This is a genomic window from Pseudomonas putida, assembly GCA_041879295.1.
GTDB classification, from domain to species: Bacteria; Pseudomonadota; Gammaproteobacteria; order Pseudomonadales; family Pseudomonadaceae; genus Aquipseudomonas; species Aquipseudomonas putida_Y.
In genome coordinates this window covers 2629509-2647566 of sequence record CP047152.1, presented here as the reverse complement: position 1 = coordinate 2647566, position 18058 = coordinate 2629509, and the positions used below count along the sequence as shown (strand labels likewise).

General features: G+C 63.6%; 16 protein-coding genes. 14 read left to right on the top strand and 2 right to left on the bottom strand.

Going from position 1 to position 18058, the window contains the following annotated elements; translation table 11 throughout:
• Nucleotides 1-140: 140 nt before the first annotated feature.
• On the top strand, nucleotides 141-1334 hold the full coding sequence (locus tag GST84_11985) for an MFS transporter (GenBank protein ID XGB13052.1): 1194 nt from the start codon (nucleotides 141-143) through the stop codon (nucleotides 1332-1334).
• On the opposite strand, the gene GST84_11980 is transcribed toward GST84_11985, so the two are convergent.
• Nucleotides 1296-2342 carry a dienelactone hydrolase gene (locus GST84_11980; protein XGB13051.1) on the bottom strand — a complete coding sequence of 349 codons (1047 nt, stop codon included), beginning with the start codon at nucleotides 2340-2342 and terminating at the stop codon, nucleotides 1296-1298. The two genes, GST84_11985 and GST84_11980, sit on opposite strands and share 39 nt — an antisense overlap.
• 200 nt (nucleotides 2343-2542) lie before the next feature.
• On the opposite strand from GST84_11980, the gene yghU reads away from it, so the two are divergent.
• The 6 genes from yghU to GST84_11950 all read left to right on the top strand — a co-directional run bounded on the left by yghU (nucleotide 2543) and on the right by GST84_11950 (nucleotide 9512).
• Nucleotides 2543-3385: a glutathione-dependent disulfide-bond oxidoreductase gene (gene yghU, locus GST84_11975; protein ID XGB13050.1), complete on the top strand. Its 843-nt coding sequence runs from the start codon at nucleotides 2543-2545 to the stop codon at nucleotides 3383-3385.
• A gap of 193 nt (nucleotides 3386-3578) precedes the next feature.
• On the top strand, nucleotides 3579-5282 hold the full coding sequence (locus tag GST84_11970; protein XGB13049.1) for an amidase: 1704 nt from the start codon (nucleotides 3579-3581) through the stop codon (nucleotides 5280-5282).
• Nucleotides 5283-5364: 82 nt separating this feature from the next.
• Complete coding sequence (locus tag GST84_11965; protein XGB13048.1) at nucleotides 5365-6039, top strand: hypothetical protein; 675 nt, start codon at nucleotides 5365-5367, stop codon at nucleotides 6037-6039.
• Nucleotides 6036-6953 carry a pyridoxal-phosphate dependent enzyme gene (locus tag GST84_11960; GenBank protein ID XGB13047.1) on the top strand — a complete coding sequence of 306 codons (918 nt, stop codon included), beginning with the start codon at nucleotides 6036-6038 and terminating at the stop codon, nucleotides 6951-6953. Before GST84_11965 ends, GST84_11960 begins: the two co-directional genes overlap by 4 nt.
• 184 nt (nucleotides 6954-7137) lie before the next feature.
• Nucleotides 7138-8235 carry a carboxynorspermidine decarboxylase gene (gene nspC, locus GST84_11955; protein XGB13046.1) on the top strand — a complete coding sequence of 366 codons (1098 nt, stop codon included), beginning with the start codon at nucleotides 7138-7140 and terminating at the stop codon, nucleotides 8233-8235.
• A gap of 32 nt (nucleotides 8236-8267) precedes the next feature.
• The gene (locus GST84_11950) at nucleotides 8268-9512 is read left to right on the top strand and encodes a saccharopine dehydrogenase (GenBank protein ID XGB13045.1); all 1245 of its coding nucleotides are present in this window, start codon (nucleotides 8268-8270) and stop codon (nucleotides 9510-9512) included.
• A 129-nt stretch (nucleotides 9513-9641) separates the two neighbouring features.
• On the opposite strand, the gene GST84_11945 is transcribed toward GST84_11950, so the two are convergent.
• Nucleotides 9642-10688 (bottom strand): methyltransferase domain-containing protein, encoded by a 1047-nt coding sequence (locus tag GST84_11945; protein XGB13044.1) that lies wholly within the window; start codon nucleotides 10686-10688, stop codon nucleotides 9642-9644.
• Between the two features lie 243 nt (nucleotides 10689-10931).
• Between GST84_11945 and GST84_11940 the strand changes: the two genes are divergently transcribed.
• The 7 genes from GST84_11940 (at nucleotide 10932) to GST84_11910 (ending at nucleotide 18034) form a co-directional block, all read left to right on the top strand.
• Nucleotides 10932-12269, top strand: coding sequence for a nucleotide sugar dehydrogenase (locus tag GST84_11940; GenBank protein ID XGB13043.1), 1338 nt, complete (start codon nucleotides 10932-10934; stop codon nucleotides 12267-12269).
• Complete coding sequence (locus GST84_11935) at nucleotides 12257-13231, top strand: NAD-dependent epimerase/dehydratase family protein (protein ID XGB13042.1); 975 nt, start codon at nucleotides 12257-12259, stop codon at nucleotides 13229-13231. Before GST84_11940 ends, GST84_11935 begins: the two co-directional genes overlap by 13 nt.
• A gap of 34 nt (nucleotides 13232-13265) precedes the next feature.
• Nucleotides 13266-14009 carry a glycosyltransferase gene (locus GST84_11930; GenBank protein XGB13041.1) on the top strand — a complete coding sequence of 248 codons (744 nt, stop codon included), beginning with the start codon at nucleotides 13266-13268 and terminating at the stop codon, nucleotides 14007-14009.
• On the top strand, nucleotides 14006-14278 hold the full coding sequence (locus tag GST84_11925) for a hypothetical protein (GenBank protein XGB13040.1): 273 nt from the start codon (nucleotides 14006-14008) through the stop codon (nucleotides 14276-14278). The genes GST84_11930 and GST84_11925 overlap by 4 nt, the downstream gene beginning before the upstream one ends.
• A 4-nt stretch (nucleotides 14279-14282) precedes the next feature.
• Nucleotides 14283-15839 (top strand): phospholipid carrier-dependent glycosyltransferase, encoded by a 1557-nt coding sequence (locus GST84_11920; protein ID XGB13039.1) that lies wholly within the window; start codon nucleotides 14283-14285, stop codon nucleotides 15837-15839.
• A gap of 135 nt (nucleotides 15840-15974) precedes the next feature.
• Nucleotides 15975-17195: a putative DNA modification/repair radical SAM protein gene (locus GST84_11915; GenBank protein XGB13038.1), complete on the top strand. Its 1221-nt coding sequence runs from the start codon at nucleotides 15975-15977 to the stop codon at nucleotides 17193-17195.
• The gene (locus GST84_11910; GenBank protein ID XGB13037.1) at nucleotides 17186-18034 is read left to right on the top strand and encodes a DUF4130 domain-containing protein; all 849 of its coding nucleotides are present in this window, start codon (nucleotides 17186-17188) and stop codon (nucleotides 18032-18034) included. Before GST84_11915 ends, GST84_11910 begins: the two co-directional genes overlap by 10 nt.
• The last annotated feature ends 24 nt before the right edge of the window (nucleotides 18035-18058 follow it).

Here is an 18058-nt window from a genome sequence, read left to right as displayed (position 1 = left end):
GGCCTCTTCGCGGGCTTGCCCGCGAAGCCCCCTCCCACCGACTGACACTACCCGACGAATAATTCGTTAGCCTGCTTTCTTTTCCTTCGCGCACCAGCCATGATGGGCCCACGCCCAACCGCCCGCCCGCGAAAGAGCCCATGACCGCGCAACAACCTGCCCCCGCCAGTAACACGCTGCACATCACCCTGCAGATCCTGTCGATCGTTTTCTATACCTTCATTGCCTTCCTATGCATCGGCCTGCCGATTGCGGTACTGCCCAGCTATGTGCACGACCAACTCGGCTTTGGCGCAGTAATCGCCGGTGTAACGATTGGCCTGCAGTATCTGGCCACGCTGCTGAGCCGCCCGTTTGCAGGGAGGGTGGCGGACACCTTGGGAGGGAAACAGGCCATCCGCTTTGGCCTGCTGGGGATTGCCGGTTGTGGGGTGTTGACGTTGCTGTCAGCCTGGACCCTCACCTTACCGCTGCTGAGCCTGGCACTGCTACTCGGTGGACGTTTGCTGCTGGGCATCGCCCAAGGGCTGATCGGCGTGGCCACCTTGAGCTGGGGCATCAGCCAAGTCGGCCCCGAGCACACTGCCAGGGTTATCTCGTGGAACGGTATCGCCTCCTATGGCGCGATCGCCATCGGTGCGCCAATGGGCGTGCTGGCCGTGGACGGGCTGGACTTCAGCGTGCTGGGGCCGGCTTTGCTGGTGCTGGCAACCCTTGCCCTGCTGGTGCTTCGCAAGCGCCCCGACGTGGTCGTGGTACGCGGCGAGCGCCTGCCCTTCTGGTCGGCGTTCGGCCGGGTTGCCCCGTGCGGCCTGGGTTTGACCCTGGCCTCGATCGGCTACGGCACCTTGACCACCTTCGTCACCCTGTATTACCTCGAGCGCGGCTGGGCTGGCGCGGCCTGGTGCCTGAGTGCGTTTGGTGTGTGCTTCATCATTTCGCGGCTGCTGTTCGTCAACGCGGTCAACCGCTTTGGTGGCTACAACGTGGCGGTCGCCTGCATGGCCACCGAAGTGCTTGGCCTGAGCCTTCTGTGGCTGGCGCCGTCGCCGCCCTGGGCGCTGGTTGGCGCCGGGCTGACCGGTTTCGGGCTGTCGCTGGTGTACCCGGCATTGGGCGTGGAGGCGATCAGGCAAGTCCCCAGCAGCAGCCGCGGCGCGGGGCTGGGTGCCTATGCAGTGTTCTTCGACATGGCCTTGGCCATTGCCGGCCCAGTGATGGGGGCCGTCGCTGCGCACCTGGGGTATGCCTCGATCTTCTGCGTGGCTGCCCTGCTCGCCTTGGCCGGGGTCGGCCTAACGTTGTTGCTGGCGCGGCGCGCCCGTCGCAGCTGAACGCTCAGCCGGCGCTGGCGCACCCAGCGCCTGGCTGAAGAACGCCGCCGTTTCTCGCTGCAGCGAGCGATGGATATGCCGGCGGTCGACGCCATCGGCATCCTTGCACAGCGCTGCCATCCGCGCGTACTGCTCGGCATCGCAACGGGCCATGAATACGAAGTGCCCGGCACCGGCCAACAGGCGGTAGTCCGGTGTGACCGGCAGTTTGCGGGCCAGGGCCTCGGCATTACGGTCCACAGCCACAAGCTGATCGCTGTCGCCACTGTAGATCAGCACGGGTACCTGTACCCCGGCCAAGGCATGGCGCCCGAACAACAGGCTCAGCGGCGCCATCAACATGACCGCCCCCACTCGCGGGTCGGTCTCAGGCGCCAGTTCGCTGCGGTCGGCAATCAGTATGCCGTGGGTTTTGCAGGCGTCTGCGTCCTTCGGGCGCTCCAGGCAGTACTGACGCAGACGGTCCAGATCGGGGCGTGCGCCAGACAGGATCAACGCGGTTTCTCCGCCGGCCGAGTAGCCGATAACCCCCACCTTGCCTTCGTTCAGATAAGGCCCGACCATCCTATCAGCGCGCGCTGCGGTGATCGCCGCGCTGAGTTGTAGCGGCCGTCCATAAAGGTTGCTCAGGGTGCCAAGGCGACTGTGGTCGCGCACGTTGTCCCCCGGGTGCACAACCGCAACCACCACGAACCCTTGCCGCGCCAGCGACGTGGCCAGGTAATGCAAGGCCAATGGGCTGCCCGTATTGCCGTGAGACAGCACCAGCAACGGGAATCGGCCCATGGCGACGGGCGCCTCTTCGGCCACATCGACGGGATACCCGTCTATTCGGCTGCGACGGGTCTTGCCAATGGCCGGGTAGAACGCAAGCGCTTGCATTGGGCGGCTATCGACCGGGTCGGTCAAGGTCATAAGGTGCAGGCCGGCAACCCACGGCGCGGCCTCGGCGCGGACCAACAGGCCGCCGAGCAAGACCAGCGCCAACACGCAGCGTGCAATGGTCATCGGCCAGCGGTTCCTTGCAGGACGAGGAGATAGCTCAGCATAAAGACGGCCGGGCTCGTGCCGGATGAAAACTGGATGAAACCGCCGTCATGCATGTTGCGCCGGCGCCCCGTGCATTTGCGTATCGTATCGAACCCGTGGCATAGATGCAGGTCCACGTTGTTACGTGACGTTCTCGCGCCATTGAAGGAGATTCATGCATGAGCAAGCCTGCCTATGTGCCACCCAAAGTCTGGCGCAACGACGCAGCCTCCGGCGGCCAGTTCGCCAGCATCAACCGCCCGGTAGCCGGCCCGACTCACGACAAGGACCTGCCGCTGGGCAAGCACCCGCTGCAGCTGTATTCCCTGGCCACGCCCAATGGCGTCAAGGTCACCATTGCCCTTGAGGAGCTGCTTGCCCTGGGTCACGCCGGTGCCGAATACGATGCCTGGCTGATTCGCATCGGCGAGGGTGATCAGTTTTCCAGTGGCTTCGTCCAGGTCAACCCCAACTCGAAGATTCCTGCCCTGCTCGACCGTAGCGTGGAGCCGCCGGTGCGGGTGTTCGAGTCAGGCTCGATCCTGCTGTACCTGGCTGAGAAGTTCGCAGCTTTGCTGCCAAAATCGCCGGCTGCGCGCACCGAAAGCCTGAACTGGTTGTTCTGGCAGATGGGTGCGGCGCCTTACCTGGGCGGTGGCTTTGGCCACTTCTACGTGTATGCACCAGAAAAGTTCGAGTACGCCATCAACCGCTTCACCATGGAGGCCAAACGTCAGCTGGACGTACTTGATCGTCGCTTGGCCGAAAGCCGTTATCTGGGCGGCGAGGAATACAGTATTGCCGATATTGCCGTGTGGCCTTGGTATGGCCAGCTGGTACGCGGCAACCTGTATGACGCCGCACAGTTCCTGGCGGTTGACGAGTACCCGAACGTACAGCGCTGGGCCGAGGAAATTGCCCTGCGCCCTGCGGTGCAGCGCGGTACACGGGTGAACCGTACCTGGGGAGATGAAAACAGCCAGGTGCCGGAGCGCCATAGCGCCGCAGACCTGGCCGGTTGACGCATACGGTGTGGGGGCGGCCTTTGTCAACAAAAGGCCGCCCCGGCAAAGGACCGCGTAATGCCTGTTAATGCCCCCCGACAATGCCCCCCTGCATAAAACCATTTGCCCCTGCGCAAACCTGCGCCCACCAAGCCCTTCTTGTACACTCCTCGCATTAGCCCCTACCTGCACATTTTTTTTTGGTGAACGCATGATCGAGGTAACCGAGGTTTCCATTGCCGAGCTGCGCGACGCGCTCGAGTCGGGCCGCACGACGGCGGTCGAGCTGGTCAAGGCCTACCTGGCACGTATCGACGCCTACGATGGCGCCGACACCGCCACTGCCCTCAACGCCGTAGTGGTACGCAACCCGGAGGCGCTGAAAGAAGCCGAGGCCTCCGACGCTCGCCGTGCCAAGGGCCAGGTGCTTAGCCCGCTGGACGGTATCCCCTACACCGCCAAGGACAGCTACCTGGTCAAAGGTTTGACTGCCGCCTCCGGCAGCCCTGCCTTCAAGGACCTGGTCGCCCAGCGCGACGCCTTCACCATCGAGCGCCTGCGCGCCGCCGGAGCCGTGTGCCTGGGCAAGACCAACATGCCGCCCATGGCTAACGGTGGCATGCAGCGCGGCGTCTATGGCCGCGCCGAAAGCCCGTACAACGCCAACTACCTGACCGCGCCCTTCGCCTCGGGCTCGTCCAACGGTGCCGGCACCGCCACCGCAGCCAGTTTCAGCGCCTTTGGCCTGGCCGAAGAAACCTGGTCCAGCGGCCGTGGCCCGGCGTCCAACAACGGCCTGTGTGCCTACACCCCGTCGCGCGGAGTGATTTCGGTGCGTGGCAACTGGCCGCTGACGCCGACCATGGACGTGGTGGTGCCCTATGCCCGCACCATGGCCGACCTGCTGGAAATCCTCGACGTGGTGGTCGCCGATGACGCCGACAAGCGCGGCGACCTGTGGCGCCTGCAGCCGTGGGTGCCGATCCCGGCTGCCTCGACGGTACGTCCGACGTCTTACCTTGACCTGGCGGCGGATGCCAGCGCGCTCAAGGGCAAGCGCTTTGGCGTACCACGCATGTATATAAATGCCGACCCCGAAGCAGGCACCTCCGAAAAACCGGGCATCGGCGGGCCGACCGGCCAACGCATCAACACCCGCGCTACGGTGATCGACCTGTGGCAACAAGCACGCCAGGCCTTGGAAGCAGCGGGTGCCGAAGTACTGGAAGTGGACTTCCCGCTGGTGTCCAACTGTGAAGGTGACCGCCCAGGCGCGCCGACCGTGTACAACCGTGGCATCGTCAGCAAAGCGTTCCTGCATGACGAACTGTGGGAACTGTCGGGCTGGGCCTTTGACGACTTCCTGCGCGCCAACGATGACCCCAAGCTTAACCGCCTGGCTGATGTCGACGGGCTGAAGATCTTCCCGCACGACCCGGGCACCTTGCCCAACCGTGAAGACGACCTGGCTGCCGGCATGGACGAGTACGTCAACATGGCCAAACGCGGTCTGAAGACCTGGGACCAGATCGAAACACTGCCCGACGGCCTGCGCGGCCTGGAGCAGACCCGCAAGCTGGACCTGGAAGACTGGATGGACAAGCTGGGCCTGGACGCGGTGCTGTTCCCCACCGTAGCCGACGTTGGCCCGGCCGATGCCGATATCAACCCGGTATCGGCGGACATCGCCTGGAGCAACGGTATCTGGGTAGCCAACGGCAACCTGGCAATCCGTCACCTGGGCGTTCCGACCGTGACCGTGCCGATGGGCGTGATGGCCGATATCGGTATGCCGGTGGGGCTGACCTTTGCCGGGAAGGCCTATAGCGACAACGCGCTGCTGAGTTTTGCTGCCGCCTTCGAGTCGACCGGCTCGCGCCGGATGATCCCGCCGCGCACGCCGGCGCTTGGCTGAGTCTTACAGGGCCCCTAAAAGCAGATCGCGAATTTCAACCATATGTGTAAAAATACACAAACAGTTGATTTTGCGATCTGCCATGCCTATCACCCCCAGCGAAGAACGCCAACTCACCCTCACCGTGCTCAAGGCCGCCATCCAGGCCCTGGGCAGCGTTGCCGCGCGCAACATGGAAATTCTCCTGCACGACCTTGACCACCCCGAGCACTCGGTGGTGGCGATCGTCAATGGTCATCTTTCCGGCCGCAGCCTGGGCAGCCCGATCCTCGCCGCACCGGAGCAGGACCAGGGTTTCAAGGCACTGATGCAGGCCTCGGCCGACCAGCACGGCTGTGAGCCGGTGGTGCTGCCCGATTACCCCACTACGCTCAAAGGCCGCACGCTACGAAGTGCCACGGCAATTTTCCGTGACAGCAGCGGCCACCCGTTCGCCAGCCTGTGCGTCAACACCGACGTCACCGGCCTCGATGCTGCCATGAGCTTTCTCCAGCAGTTGCAGCCGCTGGGGGCCATACCGGCGGTCAACGAACCAGCCGACATGGAGCTGCTGATGAGCGAGATCATCCAGGCCGCCCTGCATCGCAGCGGCCAGGGGCGAATGAACAAACAGGCCAAGGTCGAGGCAGTGCGCGTCATGCAGGAACGCGGCCTGTTCATCGTCAAGGGCGGCGTCGAGAAGGCTGCCAGCGCCCTCGGCGTGACGCGCTACACCATTTACAACTACCTCGAGCAACTACGCGGAGCCAGCCAATGACCTTGCACATTCATACACCCCTGATCGAATCGCGCCCGCTGTCGTTGGCTGCCGGCCGTAATATCTGGCTCAAGCTCGACGCCCTGCAACCCTGCGGTTCGTTCAAACTGCGCGGTGTAGGCCACGCCTGCGAGGTACACCAGGCGCGCGGCGCCCGGCACTTTGTGTCCTCGTCAGGCGGCAATGCCGGTTTGGCAGTCGCCTACGCCGGACGCAAGCTGGGGGTGCCGGTGACCGTGGTGGTACCCGAAACCACCACCGAACGGGCCAAGGAGCTGCTGCACCTGGAAAACGCCAAGGTGGTGGTGCACGGCAGTTCCTGGCAAGAGGCCAACGCCCTGGCACAGACACTGGTAGGCCCGAACGATGCCTTCATCCACCCATTCGACGACCCACTGCTGTGGGCCGGGCATGCCAGCCTGGTGGATGAAGTGGCCGAAGCCGGCCTGAAGCCGGACGCGGTGGTGTTGTCAGTCGGCGGTGGCGGCTTGCTCAGCGGCGTGGTGGAGGGCCTGAAGCGCAATGGCTGGGGCGACGTGCCGGTGCTGGCGGTAGAAACCGAGGGCGCGGCGTCGCTGCATGCGGCCATGCAGGCCGGCCATTCGGTGGAGCTGGAGCGTATCGCCTCGGTGGCGACGTCGCTGGGGGCCAAGCGTGTGGCTGATCAGGCGCTGATATGCGTGCAGCAGCATCCGGTGCACAGCCACCTGGTCAGCGATCGCGCAGCGCTGGAGGCCTGTGAGCGGTTCCTGCTGGACCACCGTGTGCTGGTCGAGCCCGCGTGCGGGGCGGCGCTGGCAGTGGCCTATGATGCCAAGGCACTGGGCGCCTTGCGCAATGTACTGGTGGTGGTCTGTGGCGGCGCTACCGCAACACTGGAGCAGATCAGGGCGTGGCTGCAGCAGGCAGACTGAAGCTGCCATCTGTCGGGGGTGATTACGACAGTCACATGCACCTGATCTACTAGGCTCGCCGCAACCGAAAAGCCCTCGCAATCGCGTCAACCCTGACGAAATGCGTATCCCGCCCTTTCGGTCTGCGGCAAGTGAAGGCACAATGCGTGTCCTTTTTTTGGCCGGCCTGGCCGGGGGCCTTTAAATGATCAAGACGCCGTATTACCTCATCGATAAAACCAAGCTGCTCAGCAACATGGAGAAGATCGCCTACGTGCGCGAACACTCCGGTGCCAAGGCGCTGCTCGCCCTCAAGTGCTTCGCCACCTGGTCGGTGTTCGACCTGATGCAGCAGTACATGGACGGCACCACCTCGTCCTCCCTGTTCGAGCTCAAGCTCGGCCGCCAGAAGTTCGCCGGCGAAACCCATGCCTATAGCGTGGCCTGGGCCGACGACGAGGTCGAGGAGATGCTTGAGAACTGCGACAAGATCATCTTCAACTCAATCGGCCAGCTGCAGCGCTTTGCCGAACAGTCCGAAGGCAAAGTGCGTGGTCTGCGCGTCAACCCGCAGGTCAGCAGCTCCGACTACCTGCTGGCCGACCCGGCCCGCCCGTTCAGCCGCCTGGGCGAATGGGACCCGGCCAAGATCGAGCAGGTGATCGAACAGATTTCCGGTTTCATGTTCCACAACAACTGCGAGAACGGTGACTTCGGCCTGTTCGACAAGATGCTCACGCACATCGAAGAGCGTTTCGGCCACCTGCTGCACAAGGTCGAGTGGGTCAGCCTTGGTGGCGGCATTCACTTCACCGGTGAAGACTATGCAGTGGACGCCTTCTGCGCGCGCCTGAAGGCGTTCTCGGAAAAATACGGCGTGCAGGTATACCTGGAGCCCGGCGAAGCAGCCATCACCAACAGCGCCTCGCTGGAAGTGACCGTGCTCGATACCCTGTACAACGGCAAGCACCTGGCCGTGGTCGACAGCTCGATCGAAGCGCACCTGCTCGACCTGCTGATCTACCGCCTCAACGCCAAGATGGCCCCCAATGACGGCGAGCATACCTACATGGTCTGCGGCAAGTCATGCCTGGCCGGTGATATCTTCGGCGAGTACCAATTCGACCGTCCGCTGGCCATTGGCGATCGCCTGTCGTTCATCGACACGGCGGGTTACACCATGGTCAAGAAAAACTGGTTCAACGGGCTGAAGATGCCTTCCATCGTGGTCAAGCAGCTCGACGGCAGCGTCGAAGTCGTCCGCGAGTTCGGTTTCGAAGACTACGTTTCCAGCCTGTCGTAAGACCGGCTTTCAAGTAAGGAGCAAAAGGTAAATTGAAGAAGAACGTTCTTATCATTGGTGCAGGAGGTGTCGCCAAGGTGGTGGCCCACAAGTGCGCGCAGCATAACGACGAACTGGGTCGTATCGCTATCGCGTCACGGAACATCTCCAAATGCCAGGCCATCATCGACAGCGTCAAGGCCAAGGGTAGCCTCAAGGTGCCCGCCGACATCCAGGCCTTCTCGCTCAATGCCCTCGATGTCGAGGCAACCAAGGCACTGATCCGCGAAACCGAATCGCAGATTGTGATCAATGTGGGTTCCGCCTTCCTCAACATGTCGGTGCTGCGTGCCTGCATCGATACGGGTGCCGCCTATCTGGACACCGCCATCCACGAAGAGCCGGGCAAGATCTGCGAGACCCCGCCGTGGTACGGCAACTACGAGTGGAAACACCTCGAAGAGTGCCAGGCCAAGAACATTACCGCCATTCTCGGCGTCGGATTCGACCCGGGTGTGGTGAACAGCTACGCCAAGCTGGCGCAGCAGCAATATTTCGACAGCATTGATTCGATCGATATTCTCGACGTCAATGCCGGTTCCCATGGCAAGTACTTTGCCACCAACTTCGACCCGGAAATCAACTTCCGCGAGTTCACCGGACAAGTGTGGAGCTGGCAGAACAGCCAGTGGACCAGCAACACCATGTTCGAGGTCAAGCGTACCGACGACCTGCCAGTGGTAGGCTCGCAAAACCTGTACCTGACCGGCCACGATGAAGTTCACTCGATTTCGAAGAACCTCAATGTACCGAACGTGCGCTTCTGGATGAGCTTCGGCGAGCACTACATCAACGTGTTCACTGTTCTGAAAAACCTGGGCCTGCTCAGCGAGCAGCCGGTGAAAACCGCCGAAGGCCTGGAAGTGGTGCCGCTGAAAGTGGTCAAGGCCGTACTGCCAGACCCAGCCTCGCTGGCCCCTGGCTACACCGGCAAGACCTGCATCGGTGACCTGGTCAAAGGCACCAAGGATGGCCAGCCGCGCGAAGTGTTCATCTACAACGTGGCTGACCACGAAGAAGCCTACGCCGAGACCGACAGCCAGGGCATTTCCTACACCGCCGGCGTACCACCAGTGGCTGCCGCCCTGCTGGTTGCCCGTGGCGAGTGGGATGCCAAGCGCATGGTCAACGTCGAGGAGTTGCCAGCCGAGCCGTTCCTCAAGGCGCTGGACGTGATGGGCCTGCCGACCCGCGTCAAAGATGAAAAAGGCGATCGTCCTTGGGACGCTGAAGCCTAAGCAACAAACAGAAGGGGCGCCACATGGCGCCCCTTCTGCTTTCCAGGTCCAGGATCGTCACAGGCCTGAAACAAGCACGTAACCTGTGGGAGCGGGCAAGCCCGCGAAGAGGCCGGCGCAGGCTTACCTCTACTTGCGGGCCTCCAGAATCAGGTTGAACGGCGTCTGCGTCGCCCGGCGGAACCTGCTGAACCCCGCCTCCTCGAAGACGGCCCGCAAGCGCGCTTCTCCGGCCTGTGCGCCCAGCCCGAGGCCCACCTCCTGCGACAGCGAATTCGGCGTGCAGATGAAGGTAGACGCGGCATAGAACAACCGTCCGACCGGTGTCAGGTTACCCTCCAGCGAGTCCTCGGCATAAGGCTCTACCAGCATGACCGTGCCATCCGCCTTCAAAGCACGGTAGGCATGCCGGGCTGCCCCGACCGGGTCACCCATGTCGTGCAGGCAATCGAAGAAACACACCAGGTCATGGTCATGCCCCGGATAGTCCTTGGCGCTGGCCTGCTGGAAGCTCACCCGCGCCTCCAGCCCCGCTTCACGTGCACGCTCGTTGGCGGTTGCGATCGAAGGCTCATGATAGTCGTACCCCACGAAGGTCGACGCCGGAAACGCCTGCGCCATCACCAGCGTCGAGGCACCATGACCGCACCCCACGTCCGCCACCTTGGCGCCCGCCTGCAGCTTGGCCACCACACCCTCCAGCGCCGGCAGCCAATCCGCCACCAGAAAGGTGCGATACCCCGGCCGGAAAAACCGCTCGGTACCACTGAACATGCACGGGTGGTGATCGCCCCAGGCCAGCCCGCCATCGCCACGCATGGCGGCTACCAGCTTGTCCTTGTCATGGAACAGCGCTGCCACCACTGCCGCGCCGCCGGCCATGTAGGCCGGGGAGTCCTCCAGCGCCAGGGCCATGGCCTGTTCCTCAGGCAGCACGAAATGGCCCTTCTCATGGACCATGTAACCCGAGGCCGCCTGGGCATTCAACCATTCGCGCACCAGCCGCGGGTGGCAGCCGGTCTTTTCCGCCAGTTGCTCCGGGGTGACCGCCTGGCTGTCCGCCAAGGCCCGGTACAGCCCCAGTTCATCGCCGAGGATGACGTTGGCCAGCGTCGCCGCTGCGCCCATGTCGCTCACCAGCTTGCCCATGAAATCGTGAAGCTTTGCCTCGTCCATGACCTGCCCTCCTCTGCAAGAAGGCCATCGCCAGCGAGGGACGTCCACTCCGGGGAGGCGGTGGTCGGTTCAAGGGTGTCGGTTCGCGGTACGATTCGCTACCGCGAGCTGTCAGTAAGTTTAGATGCTCTGCCTGGGCACCGTGGAATAACGGCCTCATGGCCCACGAAACATCCTTCAGGTAACAATTCCTAAACAACGATGTGACATTTTTTTTCAGCTTTCTTATCAAGGAGCTGTCAAATGAAGGTCACGGTTTTCGGAACCGGCTACGTCGGCCTGACCCAGGCGGTGTGTCTGGCCCAGGTGGGCCATTCGGTGCTGTGCATGGATGTCGATGCCGATCGGGTTGCCAGCCTGAGTGAAGGACATTGCCCGATCTTCGAGCCCGGCCTTGCGCCGCTGCTGAAGAAGAACCTCGCCTGCGGTCGCCTGTCCTTCACCACCGACGCCGCAGCGGCCGCCAACTATGCCAGGTTGCAGTTCATTGCCGTCGGAACCCCGCCGCAAGCCGACGGCAGCGCCGACCTGAAGCATGTTTTTGCCGTGGTCGACAGCATCCTCGAACATGCCGACGGGCCCAAAGTGATCGTCAACAAGTCCACCGTGCCGGTGGGTACGGTACACCGCATCAAGGCTCGCATCGCCCAGGCCGTGGCCGATACCAGCCGCTTCCAGGTGATCAGCAACCCGGAGTTTCTCAAGGAAGGCTCTGCGGTGGATGACTGCATGCGCCCCGAACGCATCATCATCGGCGGCGCAGAGGCGCCCGAAGTGGAGTTGCTACGCGAGCTTTACCTGCCGTTCAGCCGCAACCGCGAAAAGCTTATGGTCATGGACGCGCGCAGCGCCGAGCTGACAAAGTACGCGGCCAACTGCATGCTGGCCACCAAGATTTCCTTCATCAACGAAATCGCCAACCTGGCCGAGCACCTGGGGGCCGACATCGAAATGGTGCGCCGTGGCATCGGCTCGGACCCGCGCATCGGTTATGACTTCATCTACGCCGGCTGCGGTTTTGGCGGTTCTTGCTTCCCCAAAGACCTGCAAGCTCTGCGCCACAGTGCCGAGGCAGAAGGCTTCGAGACACAGTTGCTGCGCGCAGTAGAGTCGGTCAACGAGCAGCAGAAGGGCCGGCTGTTCAGCAAGATCCAGCGCCACTACCCCGGCGGCCTGCGGGGCAAGGTGTTTGCCCTGTGGGGGTTGTCGTTCAAGCCCAATACCAATGATATCCGCGAAGCCTCCAGCCGGGTCTTGCTGGAAGCGTTGTGGGCCGCGGGTGCGCGGGTCCAGGCCCACGACCCTCAGGCCATGGAAGAAATCCGGCGCCACTACGGCCCGCGTGCCGACTTGCAACTGGTGCCCTGCAAGGACGATGCATTAAAGGGCGCAGATGCCTTGGTGATCGTCACCGAGTGGCAGGACTACCGCGTACTCAATCTGGACAAGGTGCCGCAGCAGTTGACCGACCGGGTGGTGTTCGACGGGCGCAACCTGTTCGAGCCCGAGCACATGGCCGCCGCCGGCCTGACTTATTACGGGATCGGCCGTGGCCAGGTGCAGCCAGTATGCCCGTACTGATTACCGGTGTGGCAGGTTTCATTGGCTACCACGTGGCGCGGCGCCTGTGCGAGGCCGGCATCGAAGTGGTCGGTATCGACAACCTTAATGCCTACTACAGCGTCGAGCTCAAGCGGGCGCGCCTGCAGGCGTTGTTCGGTTTTTCCAGCTTCCACTTCCATACCCTCGACATCGCCAACCCTGCCGATTTGCAACCGCTGTTCGCCAGGCAGGCGTTCAGCGAGGTGATCCACCTGGCAGCCCAGGCCGGCGTGCGCTATTCACTGGACAACCCTGGTGCCTACGGGCAGGCCAACCTGGTTGGTTTCCTCAATGTTCTCGAGGCCTGCCGAGCGCAGCCACCACGCCACTTGATCTACGCCTCCAGCAGCTCCGTGTACGGGGCCAATGCCAAGCTGCCGTTCAGCATCGACGACCCGGTCGAGCAGCCAGTGTCGCTCTATGCCGCCAGCAAGCGCGCCAATGAACTGATGGCGCACAGCTACGCGCACCTGTACCGCCTGCCGACCACCGGCCTGCGTTTTTTTACCGTCTATGGCCCCTGGGGCCGCCCCGACATGGCGCTGTTCAAGTTCACCCGCGCCATGCTCGAAGGCCGGCCGATAGCGCTTTACAACAACGGCCTGATGGGCCGCGACTTCACCTACATCGACGACATCGTCGAGAGCATCGTGCGCCTGCGCCTGAAACCGCCCCGCCCGGTCGAAGGGAAACCACCCTGCCAACTGTTCAATATCGGCCGCGGTCAGCCGGTAAGGCTGCTGCACTTTGTCGACTGCCTGGAGGACGCCTTGGGTATCAAGGCCCAGCGCGACTACCTACCGCTGCAAGCGGGGGACGTACTGGAAACCTGGGCCGACGTAAGCTCACTGACACGCTGGATCGACTTCTCCCCTGGCACGTCGCTGGAACATGGCGTCAACGCCTTCGTTGGTTGGTACCGGGGTTTCTACCGGGTTTGATCCACGCACTCACAACACGATCACAGGTAGCCTCATGAGCGATCCACTTGACCTCTCGGTACTCATCCCCGCCAAGAACGAGGTCGACAACCTGCCGTCACTGCTGATGGAGATTCGTGCTGCACTCACGGCCGAAGACTACGAAGTGTTGGTGGTCGACGACGGCAGCAGCGACGGCACCCTGAACGTACTGCAACAACTGAAAAGCCAGGGCTACAGGCAATTGCGCATCCTGCGTCACGACCGTTCGCTGGGCCAGAGCACCTCGCTGTGGCATGCCGCCCAGGTGGCCCGTGGCCACTGGCTGGCGACCCTGGATGGCGACGGCCAGAACGACCCGGCAGACATCCCCGGCATGCTAGCCCTGGTGCGCGCCAGCCAGAACCTGGCCGGCGGCGTCAAGTTGGTGGCAGGGCACCGGGTCAACCGGCGTGACAGCGCCAGCAAGCGCTGGGCCTCGCGCTTTGCCAACGGCCTACGCAGCCGCCTGCTCAAGGATGCCACGCCCGACACCGGCTGCGGGCTGAAGCTGATCGAGCGGGCAGCCTTCCTGCACCTGCCCTACTTCGACCACATGCACCGCTACATTCCGGCACTGATCCTGCGCCACAACGGCCGCATGCTGGTGCACCCGGTCAACCACCGGCCACGCCACGCCGGTGTCTCCAAGTACGGCAACCTGGACCGCGCCCTGGTCGGCATCCTCGACTTGTTCGGGGTGTGGTGGCTAATCCGCCGCACCCGCCTGCACAGCCGCCCGCAGGAGCTTGAAGGATGACCCGCGAAACCCTCTGGCTGATCATCGGCTTCGCGGGTCAGGCCGTTTTCACCGGGCGCTTCGTGCTGCAGTGGCTGTACAGCGAACTCAAACGCCGTAGCGTGATCCCGGTGGGCTTCTGGTACCTGAGCATGCTCGGCAGCGCGCTACTGCTGACTTACGCCATCTACCGCCAGGACCCGGTCTTCATTATCGGCCAAAGCTTCGGCTTTCTGGTCTACCTGCGCAACCTGCAACTGATTGCCCGTCACCAGCACCTGAAGGAATAGCCCTTTGCCTAAGTTCAAGACAATCGGGGCCGAACGCCTGGCCCTGATCGCCCTCGCCGTGTTGCTGGTGGGCGCGGGAATCGGCTGGCGTCAGCCGATGAATGTCGATGAAGAACGCTTCCTCGGCGTGGCCCTGGAAATGCTCCAGAGTGGCGACTGGTTCATTCCGCACCGGGCAGCGGAGATCTATGGCGACAAGCCACCGCTGTTCATGTGGACCGTGGCGCTGTTCAGCTACCTGACCGGCGCACCCAAAGTTGCTCTCTACCTGCCAGGGCTGCTGTCGGCGGCGACCATCACCTGGGTGCTGCATGACCTCGGGCGGCGCCTGTGGAACCGGCGCACCGGCGTGATCGCTGCCTTGTTGTTCCTGGCCACCTACCAGAGCTACAGCATCCTGCGCACCGGGCAGATCGACAGTTTCCTGTGCCTTTGGGTTGCGCTGGGCCTCTACGGCATGCTGCGCCACTTGCTGCTGGGGCCCGCCTGGGGCTGGTTCTACCTGGCTTGCGCTGCCATGGGCCTGGGCGTTATCAGCAAGGGGGTGGGTTTTGTCCCGGCGCTGATACTGCTGCCTTATGCCTGGGCGGTGCGCCAGCGCTGGCGCGGCGTTGTCGCCATGCCCGGCCAAGGATGGCGCTGGAGCCTGGGGCTGCTGTGGTTACTCGCCGGTTGCGCCGTGTGGCTGCTGCCATTGTTGGTGTCGATCGCCCATGGCGGCGGCGCCGCAGAGCTGGCCTACCTGAAGGAAATCCTGCTGCGTCAGACCGCCAGCCGCTACGCCAATGCCTGGGACCATCGCGAGCCGTTCTGGTACTTCTTCGTCAAGGTCATCCCCAAGTACTGGCTACCTCTGATCCTGGCCCTGCCCTGGCTGATACCGGCCTGGCGCCGGCAACTGCAAAAGCGCGATGGCCGCTTCCTGCTACTGCTTGGCTGGGTGGCATTGGTGCTGCTGTTCTTCAGCCTCAGCACCGGCAAGCGCAAGCTGTACATTTTCCCGGCGCTGCCTGGCTTGATTCTGGCGATGGCGCCGCTCGTGCCGTGGCTGCTCAAGCGCTGGTGGCAGCGCCGGCCGGGCTGGCGCAAGGCGTTTACCACAGTAGCCCTGGTATGGTTCGCCCTGTGGTTCGCGCGTGGTTTCGTCGAGCCCGCCAAGGAGGGCCGCAACCCGCATGAGACGCTGATGAGCGACGCCGCACAGGCCACTGCTGGTGCCGAACTGGTGCTGGTCAACTGGCGCGAGGGGCATTGGCTGTTTGCCCGGCAACCCATCGTGCACTTCGGTTTCACCGGCCAATCCAAAGTGGATGCAGCGGTCTACTGGCTGCGCCAGCACCCCACCGCCTTCGCCTTGGTTCCTGCCAACCAACTGGGCCAGTGCTTTAGCGCCGACAAGGCCCGCAAGCTGGGTGAGACCTCGCGGGCCGAATGGTATGTAGTCGGTGCAGATGCCGACAACGGCCAGTGTCAGGCCAGTGCCCCCAACAACGTCTACCACTTCGCCTGGGCCGACACGGGGCACAGCCCGCCGGCGGTTGAGGAACGGACCGGGCATTGACCAGCCGGCCCCTGCCGAGTGGGTGTTCTGGCGAATGACGACTCAAGGTCGAACTCGCGCTCCCCCGCCCATGACGCTTGCAATCCATCAAATCTCAAAATACTGTATGAATATTCAGTATAGCGAGACACCGCCATGCAACTCATCGCCAAACTCGGCATCCTGGCAGACGCCGCCAAGTACGACGCTTCCTGCGCCAGCAGCGGCGCGCCCAAGCGTAACTCGCGTGGTGCTGACGGCCTGGGTGCTACCAATGGCATGGGTATCTGTCATAGCTACACACCTGACGGTCGCTGCGTATCTCTGCTCAAGGTACTGCTGACCAACTTCTGCCTGTATGACTGCCAGTACTGCGTCAACCGCCGCTCCAGCAACGTGCCACGCGCGCGCTTCAGCCCCGAGGAAGTGGTACGCCTGACCCTGGACTTCTACCGGCGCAACTGCATCAGCGGCCTGTTCCTCAGCTCCGGCATCATCCGCTCAGCGGACTACACCATGGAGCAGCTGATCCGTGTGGCCCGGCTGTTGCGCGAAGAGCACAGCTTCCGCGGCTACATCCACCTCAAGGCCATCCCCGATGCCGACCCGCTGCTGATCGAAGAGGCCGGGCGCCTGGCCGATCGCCTCAGCGTCAACATCGAACTGCCCACCGAGGCCAGCCTCAAGCGCCTGGCGCCGGAAAAGCAAGGGCGCACCATTCGCCAGGCCATGGGCGTGATTCATCAGGGCCAGCAGGCCGTGGCCAATGAGCCCAGGGCGCCGCGCTTTACCCCGGCCGGTCAAAGCACTCAGGTCATCGTCGGCGCCGACAGCACCGACGACAGCACCTTGCTGCGCAATGCCGAATCGCTGTACCAAGGCTACGGCCTCAAGCGCGTGTACTATTCCGCCTTCAGCCCGATCCCCGACAGCCCCGGCAGCGTGCCCCTCGCCGCACCACCGCTGCTGCGCGAACACCGCCTGTATCAAGCCGACTTCCTGCTGCGTGGCTATGGCTACAAGGCTGGCGAGCTGCTGGGCCACAGCGGTAACCTGGCACTGGACATCGACCCCAAACTGGCTTGGGCACTGGCCAACCGCGACGTGTTCCCACTGGACGTGAACCGCGCCGAACCGGCGTTACTGGCGCGTATCCCCGGCATCGGCCTGCGCAGCGTACAGCGCCTGGTCGCCCTGCGGCGGGAGCGGCGCATCCGTTATGACGACCTGATCCAGCTGCGCTGCGCGCTGGACAAGGCACGTCCATTCATCGTCACCAGCGACTACCGCCCCGCCCAGGCCGAACTGCGCAGCGGCTTGCTGCGAGCGCGCTTGAGTGAGCCGCCAGCGCCCGTGCAGATGGGGTTATGGGGGTGATCGCGCTCGACTGCGACGACCTGTTCGCCACCTGGCGCGATCAGGCCCGGGGCTTGTTGGGGCATGGCATCGACCCATCGGAAGTCACCTGGTCGCAAGGCCCGATGGCGGACCTGCTGGCCGTGCCGGCAGCGCCGCCTGAAGGGCCTGGCCCTTTCCGGGCCAAAGTCCCGGCCGCACTGCTGAGCCAGTTGGAGCAAGCCTCTCGCTACCGTGGCGAACAGCGCTGGAACCTGCTGTATGAAGTGCTGTGGCGCGTCGCCCATGGCGACCGCACGGCAATGTTGGCGGGTGACCGGCTGGGCAGTGAGCTGCAACGGCGCATCAAGCAGGTAACCCGCGAGGCGCATCACTTGCACGCGTTTGTACGCTTCGTGCCGCTGCCTGAGGAACTGGCTGAGCACTTGCAGCTCGACTTGGTGGCCTATCACGAGCCTGCACACGACATTCTGCAAAGTGCCAGCGCGCACTTCGCCGACCGCCTGGGGCGTTTGCGCTGGTTGATTGCCACGCCACAGGATGGCATTCGCTTCGACGGCCAGGCGTTCGACTACCAGCGCCATTGCCCCGAGCCCTGGCGCCAGTGGGCCCGCAACGCCGAAGACCCCGGCGCCGAACTCTGGCGCACCTATTACCGCCACACCTTCAACCCGGCCCGCCTCAACCCGGACGCCTTGCGCCTGCACATGCCAGGGCGGTTCTGGCGGCATTTGCCGGAAGGCATGCTGATACCGCAGCTTGAAGGCCTGGCGCGCCAAGGCAAACAGCGGGACGGCCAAGCCCTTGAGGTAGCCTCGCAAACCGGCAAGACCATCAGCAAGCCTGCGCGCTCGGTGTAGCCGCGGAGCCTGTTGCGGCCCCGT

Excerpts from the sequence above, each read along its gene's own strand:
- GST84_11945 (XGB13044.1), bottom strand. The coding sequence starts at position 10,688 with ATGGACGAGGCAAAGCTTCACGATTTCATGGGCAAGCTGGTGAGCGAC.
- yghU (XGB13050.1), top strand. The coding sequence starts at position 2,543 with ATGAGCAAGCCTGCCTATGTGCCACCCAAAGTCTGGCGCAACGACGCA.
- GST84_11930 (XGB13041.1), top strand. The coding sequence starts at position 13,266 with ATGAGCGATCCACTTGACCTCTCGGTACTCATCCCCGCCAAGAACGAG.
- GST84_11985 (XGB13052.1), top strand. The coding sequence starts at position 141 with ATGACCGCGCAACAACCTGCCCCCGCCAGTAACACGCTGCACATCACC.
- GST84_11940 (XGB13043.1), top strand. The coding sequence starts at position 10,932 with ATGAAGGTCACGGTTTTCGGAACCGGCTACGTCGGCCTGACCCAGGCG.
- GST84_11935 (XGB13042.1), top strand. The coding sequence starts at position 12,257 with ATGCCCGTACTGATTACCGGTGTGGCAGGTTTCATTGGCTACCACGTG.
- GST84_11970 (XGB13049.1), top strand. The coding sequence starts at position 3,579 with ATGATCGAGGTAACCGAGGTTTCCATTGCCGAGCTGCGCGACGCGCTC.
- GST84_11910 (XGB13037.1), top strand. The coding sequence starts at position 17,186 with ATGGGGGTGATCGCGCTCGACTGCGACGACCTGTTCGCCACCTGGCGC.
- nspC (XGB13046.1), top strand. The coding sequence starts at position 7,138 with ATGATCAAGACGCCGTATTACCTCATCGATAAAACCAAGCTGCTCAGC.
- GST84_11965 (XGB13048.1), top strand. The coding sequence starts at position 5,365 with ATGCCTATCACCCCCAGCGAAGAACGCCAACTCACCCTCACCGTGCTC.
- GST84_11925 (XGB13040.1), top strand. The coding sequence starts at position 14,006 with ATGACCCGCGAAACCCTCTGGCTGATCATCGGCTTCGCGGGTCAGGCC.
- GST84_11960 (XGB13047.1), top strand. The coding sequence starts at position 6,036 with ATGACCTTGCACATTCATACACCCCTGATCGAATCGCGCCCGCTGTCG.
- GST84_11915 (XGB13038.1), top strand. The coding sequence starts at position 15,975 with ATGCAACTCATCGCCAAACTCGGCATCCTGGCAGACGCCGCCAAGTAC.
- GST84_11980 (XGB13051.1), bottom strand. The coding sequence starts at position 2,342 with ATGACCATTGCACGCTGCGTGTTGGCGCTGGTCTTGCTCGGCGGCCTG.